The 20,828-nt window shown below is 71.6% G+C and carries 16 protein-coding genes; 9 read left to right on the top strand and 7 right to left on the bottom strand.

The genetic code is table 11. The annotated features are described in order from the left end of the window. Positions 1-83 precede the first annotated feature (83 nt). Together ACWGDB_RS10585 and ACWGDB_RS10580 are read left to right on the top strand one after the other, a co-directional pair. The gene (locus tag ACWGDB_RS10585) at positions 84-1,817 is read left to right on the top strand and encodes an ABC transporter ATP-binding protein (RefSeq protein WP_453822090.1); all 1,734 of its coding nucleotides are present in this window, start codon (positions 84-86) and stop codon (positions 1,815-1,817) included. After that, positions 1,817-3,745 (top strand): ABC transporter ATP-binding protein, encoded by a 1,929-nt coding sequence (locus ACWGDB_RS10580; protein WP_453822089.1) that lies wholly within the window; start codon positions 1,817-1,819, stop codon positions 3,743-3,745. The genes ACWGDB_RS10585 and ACWGDB_RS10580 overlap by 1 nt, the downstream gene beginning before the upstream one ends. A gap of 119 nt (positions 3,746-3,864) precedes the next feature. Here ACWGDB_RS10580 and ACWGDB_RS10575 read toward each other — a convergent pair whose 3' ends face one another. The 5 genes from ACWGDB_RS10575 to ACWGDB_RS10555 all read right to left on the bottom strand — a co-directional run bounded on the left by ACWGDB_RS10575 (position 3,865) and on the right by ACWGDB_RS10555 (position 10,975). After that, the gene (locus ACWGDB_RS10575) at positions 3,865-5,175 is read right to left on the bottom strand and encodes an RNA polymerase sigma factor (protein WP_453822088.1); all 1,311 of its coding nucleotides are present in this window, start codon (positions 5,173-5,175) and stop codon (positions 3,865-3,867) included. A 114-nt stretch (positions 5,176-5,289) separates the two neighbouring features. After that, entirely contained in the window at positions 5,290-7,191 is a 1,902-nt protein-coding gene (gene dnaG / locus ACWGDB_RS10570; RefSeq protein ID WP_453822087.1) for a DNA primase, read from the bottom strand. Positions 7,192-7,321: 130 nt separating this feature from the next. Continuing rightward, positions 7,322-8,587 carry an NAD(P)/FAD-dependent oxidoreductase gene (locus tag ACWGDB_RS10565; RefSeq protein ID WP_453822086.1) on the bottom strand — a complete coding sequence of 422 codons (1,266 nt, stop codon included), beginning with the start codon at positions 8,585-8,587 and terminating at the stop codon, positions 7,322-7,324. Positions 8,588-8,759: 172 nt separating this feature from the next. Continuing rightward, entirely contained in the window at positions 8,760-10,013 is a 1,254-nt protein-coding gene (locus tag ACWGDB_RS10560; protein WP_453822085.1) for a deoxyguanosinetriphosphate triphosphohydrolase, read from the bottom strand. Between the two features lie 89 nt (positions 10,014-10,102). Next, positions 10,103-10,975, bottom strand: coding sequence for a sirohydrochlorin chelatase (locus ACWGDB_RS10555; RefSeq protein ID WP_453822084.1), 873 nt, complete (start codon positions 10,973-10,975; stop codon positions 10,103-10,105). A gap of 223 nt (positions 10,976-11,198) precedes the next feature. Between ACWGDB_RS10555 and ACWGDB_RS10550 the strand changes: the two genes are divergently transcribed. The 3 genes from ACWGDB_RS10550 (at position 11,199) to ACWGDB_RS10540 (ending at position 14,740) form a co-directional block, all read left to right on the top strand. Beyond that, complete coding sequence (locus ACWGDB_RS10550; protein WP_453822083.1) at positions 11,199-11,885, top strand: SanA/YdcF family protein; 687 nt, start codon at positions 11,199-11,201, stop codon at positions 11,883-11,885. 175 nt (positions 11,886-12,060) lie between these two features. Continuing rightward, positions 12,061-12,357: a hypothetical protein gene (locus ACWGDB_RS10545; RefSeq protein WP_383595498.1), complete on the top strand. Its 297-nt coding sequence runs from the start codon at positions 12,061-12,063 to the stop codon at positions 12,355-12,357. A gap of 202 nt (positions 12,358-12,559) precedes the next feature. Next, positions 12,560-14,740, top strand: a complete 2,181-nt coding sequence (locus ACWGDB_RS10540) for a molybdopterin oxidoreductase family protein (RefSeq protein WP_453822082.1) — start codon at positions 12,560-12,562, stop codon at positions 14,738-14,740. A 552-nt stretch (positions 14,741-15,292) separates the two neighbouring features. Here the strand turns inward: ACWGDB_RS10540 and ACWGDB_RS10535 are convergent. After that, positions 15,293-15,727, bottom strand: a complete 435-nt coding sequence (locus ACWGDB_RS10535) for a gamma-glutamylcyclotransferase family protein (protein ID WP_453822081.1) — start codon at positions 15,725-15,727, stop codon at positions 15,293-15,295. Between the two features lie 282 nt (positions 15,728-16,009). Here ACWGDB_RS10535 and ACWGDB_RS10530 point away from each other — a divergent pair, with 282 nt between their 5' ends. The 4 genes from ACWGDB_RS10530 to ACWGDB_RS10515 all read left to right on the top strand — a co-directional run bounded on the left by ACWGDB_RS10530 (position 16,010) and on the right by ACWGDB_RS10515 (position 20,396). Next, positions 16,010-17,656, top strand: coding sequence for a M4 family metallopeptidase (locus ACWGDB_RS10530; RefSeq protein ID WP_453822080.1), 1,647 nt, complete (start codon positions 16,010-16,012; stop codon positions 17,654-17,656). A 197-nt stretch (positions 17,657-17,853) separates the two neighbouring features. Then, positions 17,854-18,786: an aminoglycoside phosphotransferase family protein gene (locus tag ACWGDB_RS10525; RefSeq protein ID WP_453822079.1), complete on the top strand. Its 933-nt coding sequence runs from the start codon at positions 17,854-17,856 to the stop codon at positions 18,784-18,786. Positions 18,787-19,061: 275 nt separating this feature from the next. Then, on the top strand, positions 19,062-19,580 hold the full coding sequence (locus ACWGDB_RS10520; RefSeq protein WP_453822078.1) for a hypothetical protein: 519 nt from the start codon (positions 19,062-19,064) through the stop codon (positions 19,578-19,580). A gap of 117 nt (positions 19,581-19,697) precedes the next feature. Further along, on the top strand, positions 19,698-20,396 hold the full coding sequence (locus tag ACWGDB_RS10515) for a class F sortase (RefSeq protein WP_453822077.1): 699 nt from the start codon (positions 19,698-19,700) through the stop codon (positions 20,394-20,396). Here ACWGDB_RS10515 and ACWGDB_RS10510 read toward each other — a convergent pair. Continuing rightward, entirely contained in the window at positions 20,334-20,780 is a 447-nt protein-coding gene (locus ACWGDB_RS10510) for a winged helix-turn-helix transcriptional regulator (RefSeq protein ID WP_453822076.1), read from the bottom strand. The genes ACWGDB_RS10515 and ACWGDB_RS10510 overlap by 63 nt on opposite strands. Positions 20,781-20,828: the final 48 nt, after the last annotated feature.

Below are 20,828 nucleotides of genomic sequence, written 5' to 3'. Positions count from 1 at the left end.
GGTTGGGGTAACGCGGCCGGAGTGTTCGACGATAGGGGCCAGGGGCAACCAATCGCCCCGTCGTCGACTCCGAGAGAAGCAGCGTGCTCATACGACTTCTGCGGACCTACCTCAGGCCCTACAGAAAACCCATCGCCTGGCTGGTGCTGCTGCAGTTCCTGCAGACCTGCGCCACGCTCTACCTGCCCACGCTGAACGCGGACATCATCGACAAGGGCGTCGTCACCGGCGACACCGGCTACATCCTGTCCTACGGCGCCCTGATGATCGGCATCTCGCTGGCGCAGGTGGTGTGCAACATCGGTGCCGTGTACTACGGCGCCCGCACCGCGGCGGCGCTCGGCAGGGATGTGCGGGCCGCCGTCTTCGACCGGGTGCAGTCGTTCTCGGCACGCGAGGTGGGCCACTTTGGCGCGCCCTCGCTGATCACCCGTACGACCAATGACGTCCAGCAGGTGCAGATGCTGGCACTGATGACGTTCACGCTGATGGTGTCGGCGCCGATCATGTGCGTGGGCGGCATCGTGCTCGCCCTCGGCCTGGATGTGCCGCTGTCCGCGGTGCTGGTGGCCGTGGTGCCGGTCCTCGGCATCAGCGTGACCTTGATCGTTCGCCGGCTGCGGCCGCTGTTCCGGGCCATGCAGGTGCGCCTCGACACGGTGAACCGGGTGCTGCGCGAGCAGATCACCGGCAACCGTGTGATCCGCGCCTTCGTGCGCGACGAGTACGAGCAGCACCGCTTCCGCAAGGCCAACGTCGAGCTCACCGACATGGCGACGGGGACGGGCAAGCTGCTCGCGCTGATGTTCCCGATCGTCATGACGGTGGTGAACCTGTCCTCGATCGCGGTGGTGTGGTTCGGCGCCCATCGCATCGACAGCGGCGGGATGCAGATCGGTGACCTGACGGCGTTCCTCGCCTATCTCATGCAGATCGTGATGTCCGTGATGATGGCCACCTTCATGTTCATGATGGTGCCGCGCGCGGAGGTCTGTGCCGAGCGCGTCCAGGAGGTCCTGGACACGTCCTCGAGTGTGGTGCCGCCGGTCGCGCCGGTGCGGGAGCTGCGCCGGCACGGTCATCTGGAGATCCGGGGTGCCGGGTTCCGCTACCCGGGTGCCGAGGAGCCGGTGCTGAAGTCGATCGACCTGGTCGCGCTGCCGGGCGAGACGACCGCCGTCATCGGCTCGACGGGCAGCGGGAAGTCGACCCTGCTGGGGCTCGTCCCGCGGCTGTTCGACGCGACCGACGGGCGGGTGCTCGTGGACGGGGAGGACGTGGCGGCCATCGATCCCCAGGTGCTCGCCAGGACCGTCGGGCTGGTGCCGCAGAAGCCGTATCTGTTCGCCGGGACGGTGGCGACCAACCTGCGCTACGGCAATCCGGACGCGACGGACGAGGAGCTGTGGCAGGCGCTCGAGGTGGCGCAGGCCAAGGAGTTCGTCGAGCGGCTGGAGGGCGGCCTGAACGCGCCGATCTCGCAGGGCGGGACCAATGTCTCCGGTGGTCAGCGGCAGCGGCTGGCGATCGCGCGGACGCTGGTCCAGCGTCCGGAGATCTATCTCTTCGACGACTCCTTCTCCGCCCTCGACTACGCCACCGACGCCGCGCTGCGTGCGGCGCTCGGGCGCGAGACCGCCGAGGCGACCGTCGTCATCGTCGCCCAGCGGGTGGCGACCATCCGGGACGCGGACCGGATCGTCGTGCTCGACGAGGGGCAGGTCGTCGGCACGGGCCGGCACCACGAGCTGATGGCGGACAACGAGACCTACCGGGAGATCGTGCTCTCCCAGCTGACGGAAGCGGAGGCTGCCTGATGGCCGGGCCGATGGGGCGGATGATGGCCGGCGGCGGCCCCGATCAGCGCTCGCTGGACTTCAAGGTCTCGGGCAGGCGACTGGTCGCGCAGTTCAAGCCCGAACGGGTCACCATCTACGCGCTGCTGGTCTGCGTGGTCGTGAGCGTGGGCCTGTCGGTCGCCGGGCCGAAGATCCTCGGTGCCGCCACGGACCTGGTCTTCGCGGGCATCGTCGGGCGGCAGTTCGAGTCCGGGATGAGCAAGGAGCAGGTCCTCGCGGCCATGCGGGAGCGCGGCGACAACCAGATCGCCGACATGCTGCGCAGCACCGACTTCACGCCCGGCCAGGGCATCGACTTCGGCGCGGTGGGGAACGTACTGCTCTTCGCGCTCGCGGTGTTCCTCGTCGCCGGTCTGCTGATGGCGGTGGCGACGCGGCTGGTGAACCGGGCCGTGAACCGGACGATGTACCGGATGCGTGAGGACGTCCAGACGAAGCTGTCGCGGCTCCCGCTGTCGTACTTCGACAAGAGCCGGCGCGGTGAGGTGCTGTCCCGGGCGACCAACGACATCGACAACATCGGGCAGACCCTCCAGCAGTCGATGGGCCAGCTGATCAACTCCGTGCTCACCATCATCGGTGTGCTGGCGATGATGTTCTGGGTGTCCTGGCTGCTGGCGCTGGTCGCGCTGGTGACCGTACCGCTGTCGTTCGTGGTCGCCACGCGCGTCGGCAAGCGGTCGCAGCCGCACTTCGTGCAGCAGTGGCGCACGACCGGCAAGCTCAACGCGCACGTCGAGGAGATGTACACCGGGCACACCCTGGTGAAGGTGTTCGGGCGGCAGGAGGAGTCGGCACAGCAGTTCGCCGAGCAGAACGAGGCGCTGTACGAGGCCGGGTTCAAGGCGCAGTTCAACAGCGGGGTCATGCAGCCGCTGATGCTGTTCGTGTCGAACATCAACTACGTCCTGGTCGCGGTGGTCGGCGGTCTGCGGGTGGCGTCCGGCTCGCTGTCCATCGGTGACGTGCAGGCCTTCATCCAGTACTCACGGCAGTTCTCGATGCCGCTGACGCAGGTCGCCTCGATGGCGAACCTCGTGCAGTCGGGTGTCGCGTCGGCGGAGCGGGTCTTCGAGCTGCTGGACGCCGAGGAGCAGGACGCGGATCCCGTGCCGGGTGTGCGGCCGGAGGAGCTGCGGGGGCGGGTGGCGCTGGAGGGCGTGTCCTTCCGGTACGACCCGGAGAAGCCGCTGATCGAGGACCTGTCGCTGGCGGTGGAGCCCGGGCACACGGTCGCGATCGTCGGGCCCACGGGTGCCGGCAAGACGACCCTGGTGAACCTGCTGATGCGTTTCTACGACGTCTCGTCCGGGCGCATCACCCTCGACGGGGTCGACATCGCCCGGATGTCCCGGGACGAACTGCGGGCCGGGATCGGGATGGTGCTGCAGGACACGTGGCTGTTCGGCGGCACGATCGCGGAGAACATCGCGTACGGCGCCGCTCGGGAGGTCACCCGGGGCGAGATCGAGGAGGCGGCTCGGGCCGCCCACGCCGATCGGTTCATCCGTACGCTGCCCGACGGGTACGACACGGTGATCGACGACGAGGGCAGCGGGGTCAGCGCCGGTGAGAAGCAGCTGATCACCATCGCCCGGGCGTTCCTGTCGGATCCGGTGATCCTGGTCCTCGACGAGGCGACGTCGTCTGTCGACACCCGTACGGAAGTCCTGATCCAGAAGGCCATGGCGAAGCTGGCGCACGGGCGCACGTCGTTCGTGATCGCACACCGGTTGTCGACCATCCGGGACGCGGACACGATCCTCGTGATGGAGAACGGTTCGATCGTGGAACAGGGCGCGCACGGGGAGCTGTCGGCGGCCGACGGGGCGTATGCGCGGCTGTACAAGGCGCAGTTCGCTCAGGCGGTGGCGGAGGTGGACTGACGCTGCGGGTCCGCTGTGGCTGGTCGCGCAGTTCCCCGCGCCCCTAAAGGGCGTGAGCTGCACGTACCTCAGGGGCGCGGGGAACTGCGCGACCAACCCCCACCGGCCCGCAGACGGCCTCAGTCCAGGTAGCCCCTCAGCTGATCCGCAAATGCGTGATCCCTGAGCTTGTTGAGGGTCTTCGACTCGATCTGGCGGATGCGTTCCCGCGTCACGCCGAAGATGCGGCCGATCTCCTCCAGCGTGCGCGGGCGCCCGTCCGCGAGGCCGTACCGCAGCTGAACGACCTTGCGCTCGCGCTCGCCCAGAGTCGACAGCACCGCCTCCAGGTGCTCCCTGAGCAACAGAAACGCCGCCGACTCCACCGGCGACGCCGCATCGCCGTCCTCGATGAGGTCGCCGAGCGCCACGTCGTCCTCCTCGCCCACCGGCGCGTGCAGCGACACCGGTTCCTGGGCCAGCCGCAGCACCTCGCTGACCCGCTCGGGCGCGAGGTCGAGGTGGGCGGCCACCTCTTCCGGCGTCGGTTCGTAGCCGCGTTCCTGGAGCATGCGGCGCTGGACGCGGACGACCCGGTTGATCAACTCGACGACATGGACCGGCACCCGGATGGTGCGGGCCTGGTCGGCGAGGGCGCGGGACATGGCCTGGCGGATCCACCAGGTGGCGTACGTCGAGAACTTGTAGCCACGGGCGTAGTCGAACTTCTCGACGGCCCGGATCAGGCCGAGGTTGCCCTCCTGGACGAGGTCGAGCATGGTCAGCCCGCGGCCGACGTACCTCTTCGCCACGGACACGACGAGACGCAGGTTCGCCTCGATCAGCCGGCGCTTGGCCATCCGGCCCATGACGACCAGGCGGTCCAGGTCGAGGGCGAGGCGGCTCTCCAGGTCGGGTGTGGTGCTCAGCTTCTCCTCGGCGAACAGGCCGGCCTCGACGCGGCGGGCGAGTTCGACCTCCTCCGCCGCGGTGAGCAGGGGAATGCGGCCGATCTCCCGCAGGTACTGGCGGAACAGGTCGGAGGAGGGTCCGCTGGTGTCGGCGGCGCGAGAGCGGGCCGGCAGCGGTGCTTCCACCGGCTCGGCGGCGTCGGCGCCGTCCAGCGCCCCGACGGGCGGCTCCGCGGGCTCGGGCGTGGCCCCCGGCTCCGACTCGGGGTGGTGCGCGACACGGCTCTGCGGCGGGACCGCGACGAGAACGTCGGTCTCCGCGTCCGGCTCCGGGCCGTCCGTACTCTTGTCGGTCTCGATCAGGGTCTGGGTCTGCACGGGGGCGACCTCCAGGATGATCGCTGCCGATGCATACGGCAGCGCTGCTTCGAGGGCGGAGTCGGCGGCCTCGCCGCTGTCCGTCCCGTACGCGATGAGCGGAACCGCGGGGGTGTGGGACCCGTGGGGAACGGGTCGGCCGCGCTCCGAGGACTCAGGCACCGGAACCCAGTGTGGAGTACGACACATCGCCGCCACGAGGGGCGTGCGGTGACTTTTTGCGTCCGGTCCGTGACCGCGTGGTTACCCTGCCGTTCGCGGATGCCCGCGGATCGGTCAGAGCGCTGCGGCGCCCTGCCCCTGCAATGCCTGGTCGTACTGCTGCAGCACCCACAGTTCGTTCTGCACGGCGGCCAATTGGGCGGGGTCGCCGCCCGTGGACAGGCGGGTCATCTGGGACTGGATGTCGCGGATCCGGCGCTCCACCGCGCGGCGGCGGACCTGGACCAGCACCGTGCCCGCGTACACCTCGTCCACGGTGCGGCGCATGATCGGCTCGACCGCCAGCTCCGTGACCATCGCGCGGACCTGGTCGTCGGGGGCCGCCTCGCGGACGCGGACCAGGTACTCCTGCGGGTCCTGGGTGCCGTACTCCGCGCCGCCCGCGTCCATGATCGTCTGGCGTACGGCGGCGTAGGGCGCGGCGGTGAACTCGTCGACGCCGTACGCGTCGAAGGCCGGGGAGGCCAACTCGGGTCGCTGGAGGGCGAGTTTGAGGAGCTCGCGCTCGGTGGCGTAGACCGGGTTGCGCAGGGTGAGGGCCGGGCCGGAGTTGCGGGGGCCGGGGGCGGCGTCGTACTGCCGGGAGTCGCGGGACTGCGGGGCCGGGCCGCGGCCGCCCCGGTCGCGTGCCCAACGCGCCAGCTGTGCCACCCGCTTGACGACGAACTGGGTGTCCAGGATGCCGAGCAGGCCGGCGAGCTGGACGGCCACCTCGTGCTGGGCGCCGCTGTTCTTGATGCGGGCGACGATCGGGGCCGCCTCGTCCAGCGCGGCGGCGCGGCCCGCCGGGGTGTCGAGGTCGTAGCGCAGGACGATCTGGCGCAGCGCGAACTCGAAGAGCGGGGTGCGCGGTTCGGCCAGGTCGGCGACCGCGTCGTCGCCCTTCGCCAGGCGCAGTTCGCAGGGGTCCATGCCGTCCGGCGCGATGGCGATGTACGTCTCCGCCGCGAACTTCTGGTCGTCCTCGAAGGCGCGCAGGGCCGCCTTCTGGCCGGCCGCGTCGCCGTCGAAGGTGAAGATGACGCGGGCCGAGCCATTGTCCATGAGCAGTCGGCGCAGGATCTTGATGTGGTCGCCGCCGAAGGCCGTACCGCAGGTGGCGATGGCGGTGGTGACGCCGGCGAGGTGGCAGGCCATGACGTCCGTGTAACCCTCGACGACGACCGCGCGGCTCGACTTCGCGATGTCCTTCTTGGCGAGGTCGATGCCGTAGAGGACGTTGGACTTCTTGTAGATCGCCGTCTCGGGGGTGTTGAGGTACTTGGGCCCGTTGTCCGCCTCGTACAGCTTGCGGGCGCCGAAGCCGACGACGTCGCCGCCGATGTCGCGGATCGGCCACATCAGGCGGCCCCGGAAGCGGTCGATGGGGCCGCGGCGGCCCTCCTGCGACAGCCCTGACAGGAGCAGTTCCTTGTCGGTGAAGCCCTTGCCGCGCAGATAGCGGGTCAGGTGGTCCCAGCCCTGGGGGCTGTAGCCGACGCCGAAGTGGACGGCGGCGGCCTGGTCGAAGCCGCGCTCGGCGAGGAAGATCCGGCCGGTGTCGGCCTCGGGACCGCTCGCCAGCTGCTCGGCATACCAGTCGGCGGCGACCTTGTGGGCCTCGACCAGGCGGATCCGCTCGCCGCGCTGGTGCGACGGGTTGTACCCGCCCTCCTCGTAGCGCAGGGTGATGCCGGCCTGGGCGGCGAGCCGCTCGACCGCCTCGGAGAAGGAGAGGTGGTCGACCTTCATCACGAACGTGATGGTGTCGCCGCCCTCCTGGCAGCCGAAGCAGTGGAAGAACCCCTTGCTCGGGCTGACCTGGAAGGACGGCGACTTCTCGTCATGGAAGGGGCACAGCCCCTTGAGGTTCCCGCCCCCGGCGTTGCGCAGCTGGAGGTACTCGGACACCACGGCGTCGATCGGGACCGCGTCCCGTACCGCCTTCACGTCCTCGTCATTGATCCGTCCTGCCACAGGGTGATTCTACGGGGCAGAACTGACACTCCTGGGGCGAGTCGGGTCTCCGGCCGGGGGGCCGGCCCGCCGCGGAGCGGCTTTCGATGCAGCGGCCCCCGGGAATTGCAGCACGGGTGCGGACTGACACCTACGGTGCGAGGGATTCGAGTGGAATGTGCGGGTCCGCCAGGGCGTCCGTGTTCACCTGTGCCTTCGAGCGGATCAGCTGCTGAATGGGGTCTGTGACGTCCCACACGTTCACGTTCATCCCGGCCAGCACCCGGCCGTCCTTCACCCAGAACGCGATGAACTCCCGCTTCCCGGCGTCCCCGCGGATCACCACCTCGTCGTACGACCCCGGCGGCGCCCATCCGCTGTACTCCATCCCCAAGTCGTACTGGTCGGAGAAGAAGTAGGGCACGCGGTCGTAGGTGACGTCGCGGCCGAGCATCGCGCGCGCCGCCGCCGGGCCGCCGTTGAGCGCGTTGGCCCAGTGCTCCACGCGCAGCCGGGTGTCGAAGAGGGCGTGCGGGAAGGAGGCGACGTCGCCGGCCGCGTAGATGTCCGGGTCGGAGGTGCGCAGCCGCTCGTCGACCACGACGCCGCGGCCGTAGGCACGGTGGGCGATCTCCAGTCCGGCCGACTCCGCCAGCGAGGTGCGCGGGGCGGCGCCGATGGCCGCCAGGACGTCGTGCGCGGGGTGCTCCTCGCCGTCGTCCGTGCGGACGGCCAGCACCATGCCGTCCTGGCCGACGATCTCCGTCAGCCGCCGCCCGAAGTGGAAGCGCACCCCGCGCTCACGGTGCAGCTCGGCGAAGAGTCCGCCCAGCTCGGGGCCGAGCACCCCGTGCAGCGGCGTCGGCTCCGGCTCGATCACGGTGACCTCGGCGCCGTACTCGCGGGCCGCCGCCGCGACCTCCAGGCCGATCCAGCCGGCGCCGGCGATCACGATGTGCCCGTTGTCCCGGCCGAGGGAGGTCAGGACGCCCTTGAGGCGCTCGGCGTGCGCGAGCCGGCGCAGGTGGTGGACGCCGGTCAGGTCCGTGCCCGGGATGTCCAGGCGGCGCGGCTCGGCGCCGGTGGCCAGCAGGAGCTTGTCGTAGTGGACGACGGTGCCGTCCTCGCCGAACCGCACCGTCTTCGCCGTACGGTCGATCGCGTCGACGGTCTGGCCGAGGTGCAGCTCGATGTCGTTGCGCGCGTACCAGGCGGGTTCGTGCACGAAGACGCTGTCGCGCTCCTCCTTGCCGAGGAGGTAGCCCTTGGACAGCGGCGGCCGCTCGTACGGGTGGTCGCGCTCGTCGCAGATCAGTATCACCCGCCCGGTGAAGCCCTCCGCTCGGAGCGTCTCGGCCGCCTTCGCGCCGGCGAGTCCGCCTCCGACGATGACGAATGTCTGATCCGCGTCGACCACTTGATGCCTCCTCGTAAGGGTGCCGCCACATGAGCGTCCCGCACGCAGCGTGATGCGGGAAGAGGGGGTGACCCGATCAGGCCACGGAGGGTCACTTTCGAGTGCCCGTTCGCCACAGGTGTCTCACCCGCACCGCTCGGGTGAGCGCACCGCCCCTGTGTCCCGGGCCCCTTCAGGCCCGCTGCGTGAGCCGTGTGTGCAGGGTGCGGGCCGACGCGTCCGTCAGGGAGGCGATCTGGTCGACGATCACACGCTTGCGGGCGCGGTCGTCCTCGGCTTCGTCGAACAGGGCCCGGAACTGCGGGTCCAGCCCGTCGGGCGCGCGGGCGGTGAGCGCATCGGCCAGTTCCGCGACGACGATGCGCTGGTGGGCGCGCAGCCGCTCCTGCTCGGCGCGCTGCATGACGTACCGGTCGGCGACGGCCTTGAGGACCGCGCACTCCAGGCGGGTCTCGTGCGGTACGACGAGTTCGGCACCGTAGCGGGAGAGCCGGCCGGCGCCGTACGCGGTGCGCGTGGCGCTCTCGGCGGCCAGGCAGAACCGGCCGATGAGCTGGCTGGTGGCGTCCTTCAAGCGGGCCTGGGCGACGGCCGAACCGTCGTAGCCGTGCGGCCACCACGGTTCTTCCTGGAGCCGGTCGAGGGCGGCGGCCAGCTCGGCCGGGTCGGTGTCCTCGGGGGCGTACCGCCCGATGGCGACCTCGAAGATCGCCTGTCGCTCCGGCTCGGCGTGCAGGCAGTTGGGGTCGATGTGGCCGGCGTGCAGGCCGTCCTCGACGTCGTGCACCGAGTACGCCACGTCGTCGGACCAGTCCATGACCTGGGCCTCGAAGGTGGTGCGGGTGCCGGGGGCGTCCTTGCGGACCCAGTCGAAGACGGGGCGGTCGTCCTCGTAGACGCCGAACTTCGAGGACTTCGGGTCGGTCGGGTGGGCGCCGCGCGGCCACGGGTACTTGGTGGCGGCGTCGAGGGTGGCGCGGGTGAGGTTGAGGCCCACGGAGCCCTCCGGGGTGAACCGCTTGGGTTCGATGCGGGTGAGGAGCCTCAGGGACTGGGCGTTGCCCTCGAAACCGCCGCAGTCCTCGGCGAATTCGTTCAGTGCCACTTCGCCGTTGTGGCCGAAAGGGGGGTGGCCGAGGTCGTGGGAGAGGCAGGCCGCTTCCACGAGGTCGGGGTCGCAGCCGAGGGCTGCGCCGAGCTCTCGGCCGACCTGGGCGCACTCCAGGGAGTGGGTCAGGCGGGTGCGGGGGCTGGGGTCCCAGGCCTGGCTGTGGGTTCCTGGGGTGACTACCTGTGTCTTGCCGGCGAGTCTCCTCAGGGCCGCGGAGTGGAGTACTCGGGCGCGGTCACGTTGGAAGGCGGTGCGGCCGGGGCGCTTGTCGGGTTCGGCCGCCCAGCGTTCGACTGCCGACTCGTCGTAGTACATGCACCCGACACTAAAGGCAGACAGTGACAAACGGGGGGTTGTGTTTCGCCCCGCGCCCCTGAAAGAAGGGCGTCGCCCGGCCCGGCGCGCTAGGCCGACGCCAGTTCCGGTGTTGTCGTCAACGGTGTGACGACAGTGCTGTCGTAGCGGTGAAGGATCAGCTTCGCCATTGCCGGGTGGGTGCCCAGCGGGGCGGACGCGATCCACGGGGCCGCGGCCGCGCACTCCGTCGCGAAGCGGCCCGGGGCCGTGAAGTAGGAGGCGACCGCTACCCGTGTGCGGCCCCGTGCTGCCAGGGCGGTGACGGCCTCCTGGACGGTCGGGGTCGCCGTCGTCGCGTAGGCCGGGATCACCGGGACGCCCAGGCGGTTGGCCAGGAGGTGGGCCGTGCGGGCCGTGTCGACCTTTGACTCGGGGTCGCGGGAGCCTGCCGCGGCCAGCACGACCGCGCTCGCGCGGCGGGTCGGCTCGTCCATGCGGCTGCGCCAGCCGGCCTCGACGAGGCGGGCATACAGGGCCTCGACCAGCAGGGGGTGCGGGCCCAGCGCGGGGGCCACGCGCGCGTGGACGTCGGATTCGGCGGCCATCTCGGGGATGTCCCGCTTGACGTGGTAGCCGCGGCTGAGGAGAAGGGGGACGAGGATCGCCTCGCCGGTGCCGAGGGCGGCGAGGGTGTCGGGGAGCAGAGGATCGTTCAGCTCGATGTGACCGAGGTGGACCGGCAGGCCGGGGCGCAGGGCGCGGACCTTGTCGAGGAGCGCGCGTACGGTGCTCAGGGCGCGCGGGTCGCGGCTGCCGTGGGCCACGACGACGAGCGCGGGCGGTTCGGGGCGCCGTCTGCCGTCGAGCGAGACGAGGCTGAGCTGGCTGGCGAGCTGGCTGCTGATCCGGTTCATGAGGTGCGCCGTACTGTCGAGGTGGACCGTCGTGGACTCGTCGTGAAGCGGGTTCGACGCCGTCATGAACCGATGGTGGCGGCGGGACGTTGCCTCCCCGTTGCGCGGGAATGACGGGTTTTTACACCGGGTTCACCGTGGGGGGTCAGGGGTGTGTGAGGTGGGGTGACCTGCGGTTTCGCAGCCGGAGTGAAGCTGGTCACGTCGCCCGGAGTGAACCGCGGGGGCTGACAGGACGTCCCTGAGTGTCGAGGACAGGCGGTTCGCCGACCGGGGAGGGACCATCCAGATGCGCCGACCGAAGCTGCGAAGACCACGTCTGCCGCGCACCCGCGCCGGGCAGCGGCGGCTGGTGCAGGCCGTGATGTCGGCGTGCGTGCTGGGGCTGCTTCCGGCCACCTGGATGTACGTCGTGACCGGGGGCCGGCTGCACACCACGGCCGACGTGCCGCGCACCGATGTCGCCGTCGTCTTCGGCGCCGGCCTGTGGGAGGGCGAGCCGTCCCCCTACCTCGCGCACCGGCTCGACGCTGCGGCCGAGCTGTACCGCGAGGGGCGCGTCAAGGTCGTCCTCGTCACCGGCGACAACAGCCGCGAGGACTACGACGAGCCCGACGCCATGCGGACGTATCTGACCCGGCACGGCGTGCCCGGCTCCCGCATCGTCAGCGACTACGCCGGCTTCGACACCTGGGACTCCTGCGTCCGCGCGAAGAAGATCTTCGGCATCGACGAGGCGGTGCTGATCAGCCAGGGCTTCCACATCCGGCGGGCGGTCGCGCTGTGTCAGGAGGCGGGGGTGACGTCGTACGGCGTCGGGGTCGACGCCAAGCACGATGCCACCTGGTACTACGGCGGCTCGCGGGAGATCTTCGCGGCCGGAAAGGCGGCCCTGGACGCCGTGTTCGAGCCGGATCCCCGGTTCCTCGGGCGGCGGGAGGCGGGGGTGGCGAACGCGTTGGCGGCGGAGCGGTGAGGCGCCCGGGCGGGGCGGCGCACGCTCTCACGCGCAGGTTTTGACGCGCGCACGCCAGCCAACCGCGTGAAGAGCCAGGCGGAAGCTATCCGTAGTCGGTCAACTACCCATAGTTTCCATAGCAGTGCGGGGGCGGATCGGACCGCCCGCCGCGACCTGGGGGAAAGGACACGTGATGACTCGTCTTCGCTCGCTGTTCGCCACGGCTGCCGTGGTGGCACTGCTCACCGGGGCGACCGCCGCGGGAACCGCCACCGCGGCCGAGGCCGCTGACGCGAGGGAGCCGGGCTGCGCCCACGTCGTCGACTACGGCTACGGCTGGGCGGACATCTGGAACGAGTGCGGGTACACGATCTACGCGACCGTCGAGGTCGACGGGTTCGACCCGCCGTGCATCCAGATCGGCCCCGGCGCGATCGCCAGGATCGGTCTGGAGCCCGGCGACACCCCGTACTACGCCTACGAGTGCTGACCAAGGGCGTCCTCTGACCAAGGACCGTCCCTGACCGGGCGGGAGCGGGGCCGATGCCCTGCTCCCGCCCTTCGGCATGCGGGGCCGTGCCGACAGGAACGGCACCCCTCACGGCGCCCCGACGCCGGCGAAGAGGTCACCGTCCCGGACGCGTAACAGGGAGCCGTGCCGCACGTAACACGCCCGAAGCACGCTGAACGACATGCCGAACTCCGCGACGCCCACGCACTGCCCGTACTGCGCCCTGCAGTGCGGAATGAACCTCACGCCCTTGCAGGGCGGGGGTGTCGCGGTGGTCGAGCGGCCGGACTTCCCGGTGAACAAGGGGGCGCTGTGCGGCAAGGGCCGTACGGCGCCCGCGGTGCTGGAATCGAGCGTCCGCCTGACCTCGCCGCTGGTGCGGTCGGGCGGCACGCTCGTGCCGGCCACCTGGGACGAGGCGCTGGACCGCGTCGCGGAGGGCCTGGCCCGCACGCGTACGGAACATGGCCCGGACGCGTGCGGGGTCTTCGGCGGCGGTGGTCTGACGAACGAGAAGGCGTACAGCCTCGGCAAGTTCGCGCGGATCGTGCTCGGCACCTCGCAGATCGACTACAACGGCCGCTTCTGCATGTCGTCGGCGGCCGCGGCCGGGATCAAGGCGTTCGGCCTGGACCGGGGGCTGCCGTTCCCGCTGGAGGACATCCCGCGCACCGGCTGCGTCATCCTCGTCGGCTCCAACCTCGCGGAGACGATGCCGCCCTCGCTCCGCTTCTTCAACGAGCTGCGCGAGAACGGCGGCACGCTCATCGTCGTCGACCCGCGCCGCACGAAGACCGCCGAGCAGGCCGACCTGCACCTGGCACCCCGCCCCGGCACCGACCTCGCGCTGGCCCTCGGGCTGCTGCACCTGGTCGTCGCCGAGGGACGGGTGGACGAGGAGTACGTCCAGGAGCGCACGGCCGGCTGGGAGGACGCGCGGGCCGCTGCGATGGCGCACTGGCCGGAGTACGTGGAGCGGATCACGGGGGTGTCCGTTCCTCAACTCCGGGAAGCCGTAAGGCTGTTCTGTGAGCCGGAGCACGCGATGGTGCTCACCGCGCGCGGGCCCGAGCAGCAGTCCAAGGGCACGGACACGGTGGGCGCGTGGATCAACCTGTGCCTGGCGACGGGACGGGCGGGCCGGCCGCTGTCCGGGTACGGCTGTCTCACCGGGCAGGGCAACGGGCAGGGCGGGCGCGAGCACGGTCAGAAGGCCGACCAGTTGCCCGGCTACCGCAAGCTGGACGACCCGGCGGCGCGGCGGCATGTCGCCGAGGTGTGGGGCGTCGACCCGGACAGCCTGCCCGGGCCGGGGCGCAGCGCGTACGAGCTGCTGGACGCGCTCGGCACGGACATCAGGTCGCTGCTGCTGATGGCCTCCAACCCGGTGGTGTCGGCGCCGCGCGCCGGACACATCGAGGAACGCATCAAGTCCCTCGACTTCCTTGCCGTTTGCGACGTCGTGCTGTCGGAGACGGCCGAGCTGGCGGACGTCGTCCTGCCGGTCACGCAGTGGGCCGAGGAGACGGGCACGACGACCAACCTGGAGGGCCGGGTCCTGCTGCGCCGCCGGGCGATCACCCCGCCCGAGGGCATCCGCAGCGACCTGGAGGTCATGCACGAGCTGGCAGCGCGGCTTGGCGTGGAGAAGGGCTTCCCGACCGACCCCGAGGAGGTCTTCGAGGAACTGCGGCGGGCCAGTGCTGGCGGGGCGGCGGACTACTCGGGGATCACGTATCGCAGGCTGGCGGAGGAGAACGGGGTGTTCTGGCCGTGCCCTGCGGTGGCCGACGCCGGCGACGAGGGCTCCACGGACTGCGAGGACGCCTCGCTGGACGTGGCCGCAGCGGCCGGTGACGACGACCCGGCGCAGGACGGCGAGACCGCCGGCGCGGTGCACCCCGGCACGCCCCGCCTCTTCCTCGACCGGTTCGCCACGCCGGACGGACGGGCGCGGTTCGTCCCCGTGTCGCACCGGGCGGCCGCCGAGGAACCCGACGACGAGTACCCGGTCCTCCTCACGACCGGCCGGGTCGTGGCGCAGTACCAGTCCGGCGCCCAGACCCGCCGCGTCGACGAACTGAACGCCGCCGCGCCGGGCCCGTTCGTGGAACTGCACCCCCGGCTGGCGGCGCGGCTCGGGGCGGCCGAGGGCGACCCGGTGGCCGTGGTCTCACGCCGGGGCCGTGCGGTGGCCCCCGCCCGCATCACGACCGGCATCCGCCCGGACACCGTCTTCATGCCCTTCCACTGGCCGGGCGAGGGCCGAGCCAACACCCTGACCAACCCGGCACTCGACCCGACGTCCCGCATGCCGGAGTTCAAGGCGTGCGCGGTGCGGGTGGAGGCGGTGAAGTCTTAGGCGGGCGGGGGTTGTTGGGCGCGGGCTGGGCCGCCGAGCCGTTGGGCGGCTGATCGGCTCCGGTCGGGGTGGATTGGGGAGCCTGTTGGGGCGGAGCGACTGCTCGGCTCGGTCGGGGTCGGTTGGGGAGCCTGTTGGGGCGGAGCGACTGCTCGGCTCGGTCGGGGTCGGTTAGGGAGCTGTCGGGGCGGAGCGACTGCTCGGCTCGGTCGGGGTCGGTTAGGGAGCTGTTGGGGCGGGGCGACTGCTCGGCTCGGTCGGGCGGGCGCGCCCGGCTTGATTGGGCGGGCGCCCGGCTCGTTGGACAAGCGCCCGGATTAGCCGGGCGGACACCCACCTCAGCCGCGCCCACGCTCCGCTCAGCCAGGCGGCCACTTGACTCGGCAGCCGGACACCGGACACAGCAGCACTGACGCTGGACACAGCCACACAGACACACGGACACCCGACTCACCGGCACCGACGCTCAACACAGCCACACGGACACCCGACTCACCGGCACCGACGATCGACACGGCCAGACCGCCGTCACCCAGCCGTGCCGCACCCGACTCAGCCAAGCGGCCGTCTCGCCCAATCGCCGCTCTCGATGAGCCTGCCGCGGGTACGCAGGCGGGCCGCGACCGGGGGTGCCGCGACATACACCCACGCCTGTACGGCCGTTCCGTCGGTGTCGCGGAGCACCTCGCGGGCGACGCGTTCGTAGAGGCTGCTCGGGTCGCTCGGGGCGTACTCCTCCAGGTGGTCCAGGGCGGCGAGGAGCGCGGGGTACTCCTCGGGTCGCGCCGTGACGAGATCGCCGTACACCGTGCCGCGCCCACCCAGGGCCTCGACGGCGTACGGGTAGCCGGGGCCGTCGTACAGCAGCGCCCCGGTCAGTCGTGCCGGTTCCTCGGTGAGGGTGCGGCCGCGCAGGAAGGCGTCGTGGTTGGGCTCGCCGGGGCGGAGGGTGCCGTAGACGAAGAAGGGCAGGGGCGGCGGGGTCACTTCGGGCCGTCTCCTCGGCGCCGGCGCGGCGCGGGGCTGGGGCTGGGCGGATGGCCGGGGGCCTGGGCGGCCGGCCGAGGCGCAGCGTACCGGCCGGGGGCGCGCGGTCGGGGTACCGGCCTGGCGGCGCGGTGGGCACAGGTGCGCACACCAGGATCACCGCCTTCGCAGAAACGGTCCTCTCCCCTCACACACCTGCACGTACTCACCCTGTCCACGGCATGCGCACGGCCCCTTGAATCTTGGTCATCTTCTGTGCTCCCGCCCGCTCGAAGGAGACCGATGAGCCGAATACGGCCGCACCTGCGCGGTTCCCGACTCGCCACGGCCGGCATCGTCGCCGCCACCGCCACCCTGCTGGCCACCACGCTGTCCCCCAACGCCGGCGCGGACGACAGTCCGACCAGGGCCACCGCGCTGAAGAACGCGGCGTCGGCCCTGAAGGAGCAGGCGGGGAGCCTGGGGCTGACGGCCGCGCAGGGCACCACCGTGCGGGACGTGATCGTGGACGCGGACGGCACCCAGCACGTCCGCTACGACCGCACCTACCGCGAACTCCCCGTCCTGGGCGGCGACTTCGTCGTCCACCTGGCGAAGGACGGTACGTACCGCAGCGCCACCCGCGCGACCGGGGACGCGCTCTCCCTGTCGAGCGTGACGCCCAAGGTCTCGGCGCCGAAGGCGGCCGACCTCGCGGCGACCGTGCTGCGTGCGGCCAACGTCGGCGAGACGCTGAAGAGGCTCACGTCCAAGCCCGAGCTGGTGGTCGACGCCCTGCACGGCGCCCCGAAGCTGGCCTGGCGGACCGACGCCGTCGCCCAGGACTCCGCCGGCAACCCGGTCGCCCACACGGTACTGACCGACGCCCGCACCGGGGCGCGGATCGACGCGTGGGACAGCATCGAGAAGGCCTCGGGCGACGGGAAGTCGCTGTACGCGGGCACGGTGCCGCTGGAGACGACGAAGTCGGGGTCGACGTACCAGTTGAAGGACGCCACGCGCGGAGGCACGTACACCGGCGACGCGACCAACAAGACCGACCTGTGCATCCTGACCATCTGCCTCAGCCGCGCCCCGTCGACGGTCTTCACGGACGCCGACAACCGCTGGGGCACCGGCGCGGCGAGCGACCGTGCGACGGCCGCGGTGGACGCCCAGTACGGCACGGACGTGACGTGGGACTACTACAAGGGTGTCCACGGCCGTAACGGCATCGCGGGTGACGGCAAGGGCTCGTTCAACCGCGTGCACTACGGGAACGACTACAACAACGCCTTCTGGGACGACAGTTGCTTCTGCATGACGTACGGCGACGGTGACGGCACCCAGCTCGGACCGCTGGTGTCGCTGGACGTGGCCGGCCACGAGATGACGCACGGCGTGACGTCGAAGACGGCCGCGCTGACGTACTCGGGCGAGTCCGGTGGCCTGAACGAGGCGACGTCGGACATCTTCGGGTCGCTCGTGGAGTTCCACGCGGGCAACTCCGCGGACCCGGGCGACTATCTGATCGGCGAGAAGGTCGTCAGGTCGGGGCTCGGGCGGAGCGCCCTGCGGTACATGGACAAGCCGTCGAAGGACGGCGTCTCGGTCGACTGCTGGAGCACGGGGACGGCGGACCTCGACGTCCACTACTCGTCGGGCATCGGCAACCACTTCGCGTATCTGCTGGCCGAGGGCAGCGGGGCGAGGACGGTCAACGGGGTCAACTACAACTCGCCCACCTGTGACGGCTCTTCGGTGACGGGGATCGGCCGGGGCAAGCTCGGCAAGATCTGGTACCGGGCGTTGACGGTCTACATGACGTCCTCGACGAACTACGCGGGGGCGCGGTCCGCGACGCTCAGCGCGGCGAAGGACCTCTACGGGGCCGGGAGTGCGGAGTACTCCGCGGTGGGGGCTGCCTGGCGTGCGGTGAACGTGGGCTGAGTTGCTGGGGAGTTGAGGGGCGGCAACGCGCCGCAGGGTGGAGGTGCGTGGCCGGGTGTGGGTCATCCGTGGCTGGTCGCGCAGTTCCCCGCGCCCCTGGGTTGGCTGGGTCACCGCAGGTTGGGCAGCGGGGTCGGCAGGGGTTCGGATACGCTCCGCTGCCGGCCGGCCCCCCTCCCTCGCCGCTTTGGAGTCATATGTCCTCGCCCACGAAGATGCACGCCGACGAGCTGGACATCGACGAGGGGCTGGTTGCCCGGCTGGTCGCGGAGCAGTTTCCGCGTTGGGGTGGGCTGGCGGTGGTGCGGGTCGGCTCCGCCGGGACGGACAACGCCATGTACCGGCTGGGCGACGACATGGTCGTACGGCTGCCCCGGCTTCCCGGCGGGGGACGCCAGGTCGACCGGGAGCACCGCTGGCTGCCGCGCCTGGCCCCGCATCTCCCCCTCACCGTCCCCGCGCCGCTCGCGAAGGGCGCACCCGGGCACGGCTACCCGCTCCCGTGGGGCGTGTACGAGTGGCTGGCCGGCGAGAACGCGTACGACGCACCGCTGACAGAACTGCGGGATGCTGCCGGGGAGTTGGGGCGCTTCACTGCGGCACTTCGGAGCGTGGACGTGGGTGAGGGCCCGCCGTCCTACCGAGGCGGACCGGTCGGCGCGGATGACGCCGGCGTCCGGGCCGCGATCCGTGACCTGGGTGCCGCGGGCACGCTGGACGCGACGGCGGCGACGGCGGCCTGGGAGTACGTCCTGCGCCGGCCGCAGTGGGACGCCGCCCCCGTCTGGCTGCACGGCGACCTCCTCCCGGGCAACCTCCTGACCTCCTCCGGCCGCCTCACCTCGGTCATCGACTTCGGCTGCTTCGGGCTCGGCGACCCGGCCGCCGACACGATGGCGGCGTGGACGGTCTTCGACGCCGGCAGCCGCGAGGTGTTCCGCGCGGCGGCCGACGTCGACGAGGCGACGTGGGCGCGGGGGCGGGGGTGGGCGCTGCGCTTCGGGCTGACGGCGGAGCACTACTACGGCGAGGTCTGCGGGAACGGCACGAATCCGGTGCTGGCGGCGGTGGGGCGCCGTGCGGTGGCCGAGGTGCTGGCGGAGTGGGCTACGGGGGACGCGTCCGGCTGAACCGGCCGACACCGAGTCACCCGTTCACACCCCCCTCCCCCACCCAACCCATTCTCTTCCCCCGACCCACCGCGAACCCGGCACTGACCTGCTGAAACAGCGCCTGCCCCAACCTTGTCCCCCCTCCCGCACGACACCCGTTCACCCCATTCAGGCGCCTTCTCGGGAAGCGCTCGTGGCGTGGTGGCCCTTTGCTCGGAAGGGCAGGGCTCGGCCGAGGCGGCGGCACTTGGGGGTGCCGCGGGTCGTGAGTCCGTGCGCTCGGAGGAGCTTCGATGCGACGTACCGCCCGTCTGCTGACCGGGACCGCGCTGGCGGTCGGCGCCGTCGGTGTCGTCGTCGCACCCGCGTACGGCGGCGACGGTGGTGACCTGAAGGTCTCCCCGGCCTCGGTCGTACCGGGCGGGCAGGTCTCCGTGGACACGGCCGCCTGCCGGAACGGCGGTGCGGCGGGCGACGCGAGCGCGGTCGGTGCCGGTTCGTTCTCGCTGGCGCCGGGCGCGGACGAGGAGGACGCGACCGGGCAGTTCCGGGTGCCGCCGAGCGCGCAGCCGGGGACGTACGAGATCGTCGCGACCTGCGCCGACGGCGGGCGGAAGGTGACGGGCGACCTGGTCGTCACGCTGACGGCCGCGCGCGGGCAGGTGCATCCGAAAGGAAGTGTGAAGACGGGGGTCGGCGGCGCGTTCGGCCGCGACCCCGTGCAGACCGCGGCCGGCGTGACGGCTCTCGCCGTCGCCGCCGCGGGCGGTACCTGGCTCCTGCATCGCCGGGCGAGAGGCGACGGGATCTGACGGACACCCTCCGCTGTCCGTCGCCGGTACCGCACGTCCCCTCCCCCTCCGGGTCCGACGCCCCTCGCGGCCCGGAGGGGGACGAGGGCGAACCGAGGAGAGTCCCGGGAGGCTCACGTGCGCAGTCGCAGTCGTCGCAGGAGCGTCGGCAACGCCGCCATAGCCGCCGCCACCGCCCTCGCCCTGTGCTCCGGCGCCTGGCTCCTGACCAACGGCACCGAGACGCACGCCCCGCCGCAGCCGTCGGCCGCGCAGGCAGGTGCCAGGACGGGTGCCGACGCGAGGGCCCACGCAGAGGCCCGCGAGACCGCTGCCGCCGACGAGACCCCCCGAGCCGACCGGACCGCCGCCCCCGCACTCCCACCGTCCCCTCCCGACCACATCCGCATCCCCTCGATCCGCGTCTCCGCTCCCCTCATGGGCCTCGGACTGACGAAGGCGGGCAGCCTCGATGCGCCGCCCGCCGAGCGGAAGAACCTCGCCGGGTGGTACGAGGCCGGCACCACGCCCGGTGAGACCGGCACCGCGATCGTCGCCGGCCACGTCGACAACGCCGAAGGGCCCGCTGTCTTCTACCGCCTCGGGGCCCTGAAGAAGGGCAGCACGATCGAGGTGGAGCGGCGCGACGGCGGCACGGCGCTCTTCTCGGTCGACGCCGTCGAGGTCTACGACGCCGAGGCCTTCCCCGACGAGAAGGTGTACGGCCCGGCGCCGCGCCCCGAGCTGCGGGTGATCACCTGCGGTGGCGGTTACTCACGGACGACCGGGTATCAGGGCAACGTCGTCGTGTTCGCGCATCTCACCGGCAGCCGCTGAATCCGGCGTCGCGGACCCGTGCGCCTCCTCGGCCGACTCCCCCGCCGGCTCCCCTGGGCGGCCCAGGATGTTCTCCCCGCCCCAGACCCCGAGCGGGCCCAGCGCCACGTTCAGCGAGACCCCGAGCGGTGTCAGCGAGTACTCCACCCGCGGCGGCACCTCGTCGTACGCCTCCCGGTGCACGATCCCGTCCGCCTCCAGCTCCCGCAGCTGCGATGCGAGCACCTTCTCCGTCACGCCGGGCAGCTCGCGCCGCAGCTCCCCGAAGCGGTACGGCCGCTGATGGAGCGCCCAGAGAATGAGCACCTTCCACTTGCCCCCGACCACGTCCATCGCCGCGTCGATCCCGCAGACGTACGCCCCCGGCCGCCTTCCGATCCCCATGCTGCCGTCCTCCTGCCTGGACTCATTCCCCGTGGTAACCACCCACTC

Source organism: Streptomyces sp. NPDC055013 (assembly GCF_053608645.1).
Note: the sequence above shows the minus strand (reverse complement) of the source record. Positions and strands in the feature narration are given on the sequence as shown.

Bases quoted from the DNA above. Each gene is read 5' to 3' on its own strand.
- ACWGDB_RS10580 (WP_453822089.1), top strand. From the start codon at position 1,817: ATGGCCGGGCCGATGGGGCGGATGATGGCCGGCGGCGGCCCCGATCAG.
- ACWGDB_RS10540 (WP_453822082.1), top strand. From the start codon at position 12,560: ATGCCGAACTCCGCGACGCCCACGCACTGCCCGTACTGCGCCCTGCAG.
- ACWGDB_RS10550 (WP_453822083.1), top strand. From the start codon at position 11,199: ATGCGCCGACCGAAGCTGCGAAGACCACGTCTGCCGCGCACCCGCGCC.
- ACWGDB_RS10545 (WP_383595498.1), top strand. From the start codon at position 12,061: ATGACTCGTCTTCGCTCGCTGTTCGCCACGGCTGCCGTGGTGGCACTG.
- ACWGDB_RS10525 (WP_453822079.1), top strand. From the start codon at position 17,854: ATGTCCTCGCCCACGAAGATGCACGCCGACGAGCTGGACATCGACGAG.
- ACWGDB_RS10555 (WP_453822084.1), bottom strand. From the start codon at position 10,975: ATGACGGCGTCGAACCCGCTTCACGACGAGTCCACGACGGTCCACCTC.
- ACWGDB_RS10520 (WP_453822078.1), top strand. From the start codon at position 19,062: ATGCGACGTACCGCCCGTCTGCTGACCGGGACCGCGCTGGCGGTCGGC.
- ACWGDB_RS10560 (WP_453822085.1), bottom strand. From the start codon at position 10,013: ATGTACTACGACGAGTCGGCAGTCGAACGCTGGGCGGCCGAACCCGAC.
- ACWGDB_RS10510 (WP_453822076.1), bottom strand. From the start codon at position 20,780: ATGGGGATCGGAAGGCGGCCGGGGGCGTACGTCTGCGGGATCGACGCG.
- ACWGDB_RS10530 (WP_453822080.1), top strand. From the start codon at position 16,010: ATGAGCCGAATACGGCCGCACCTGCGCGGTTCCCGACTCGCCACGGCC.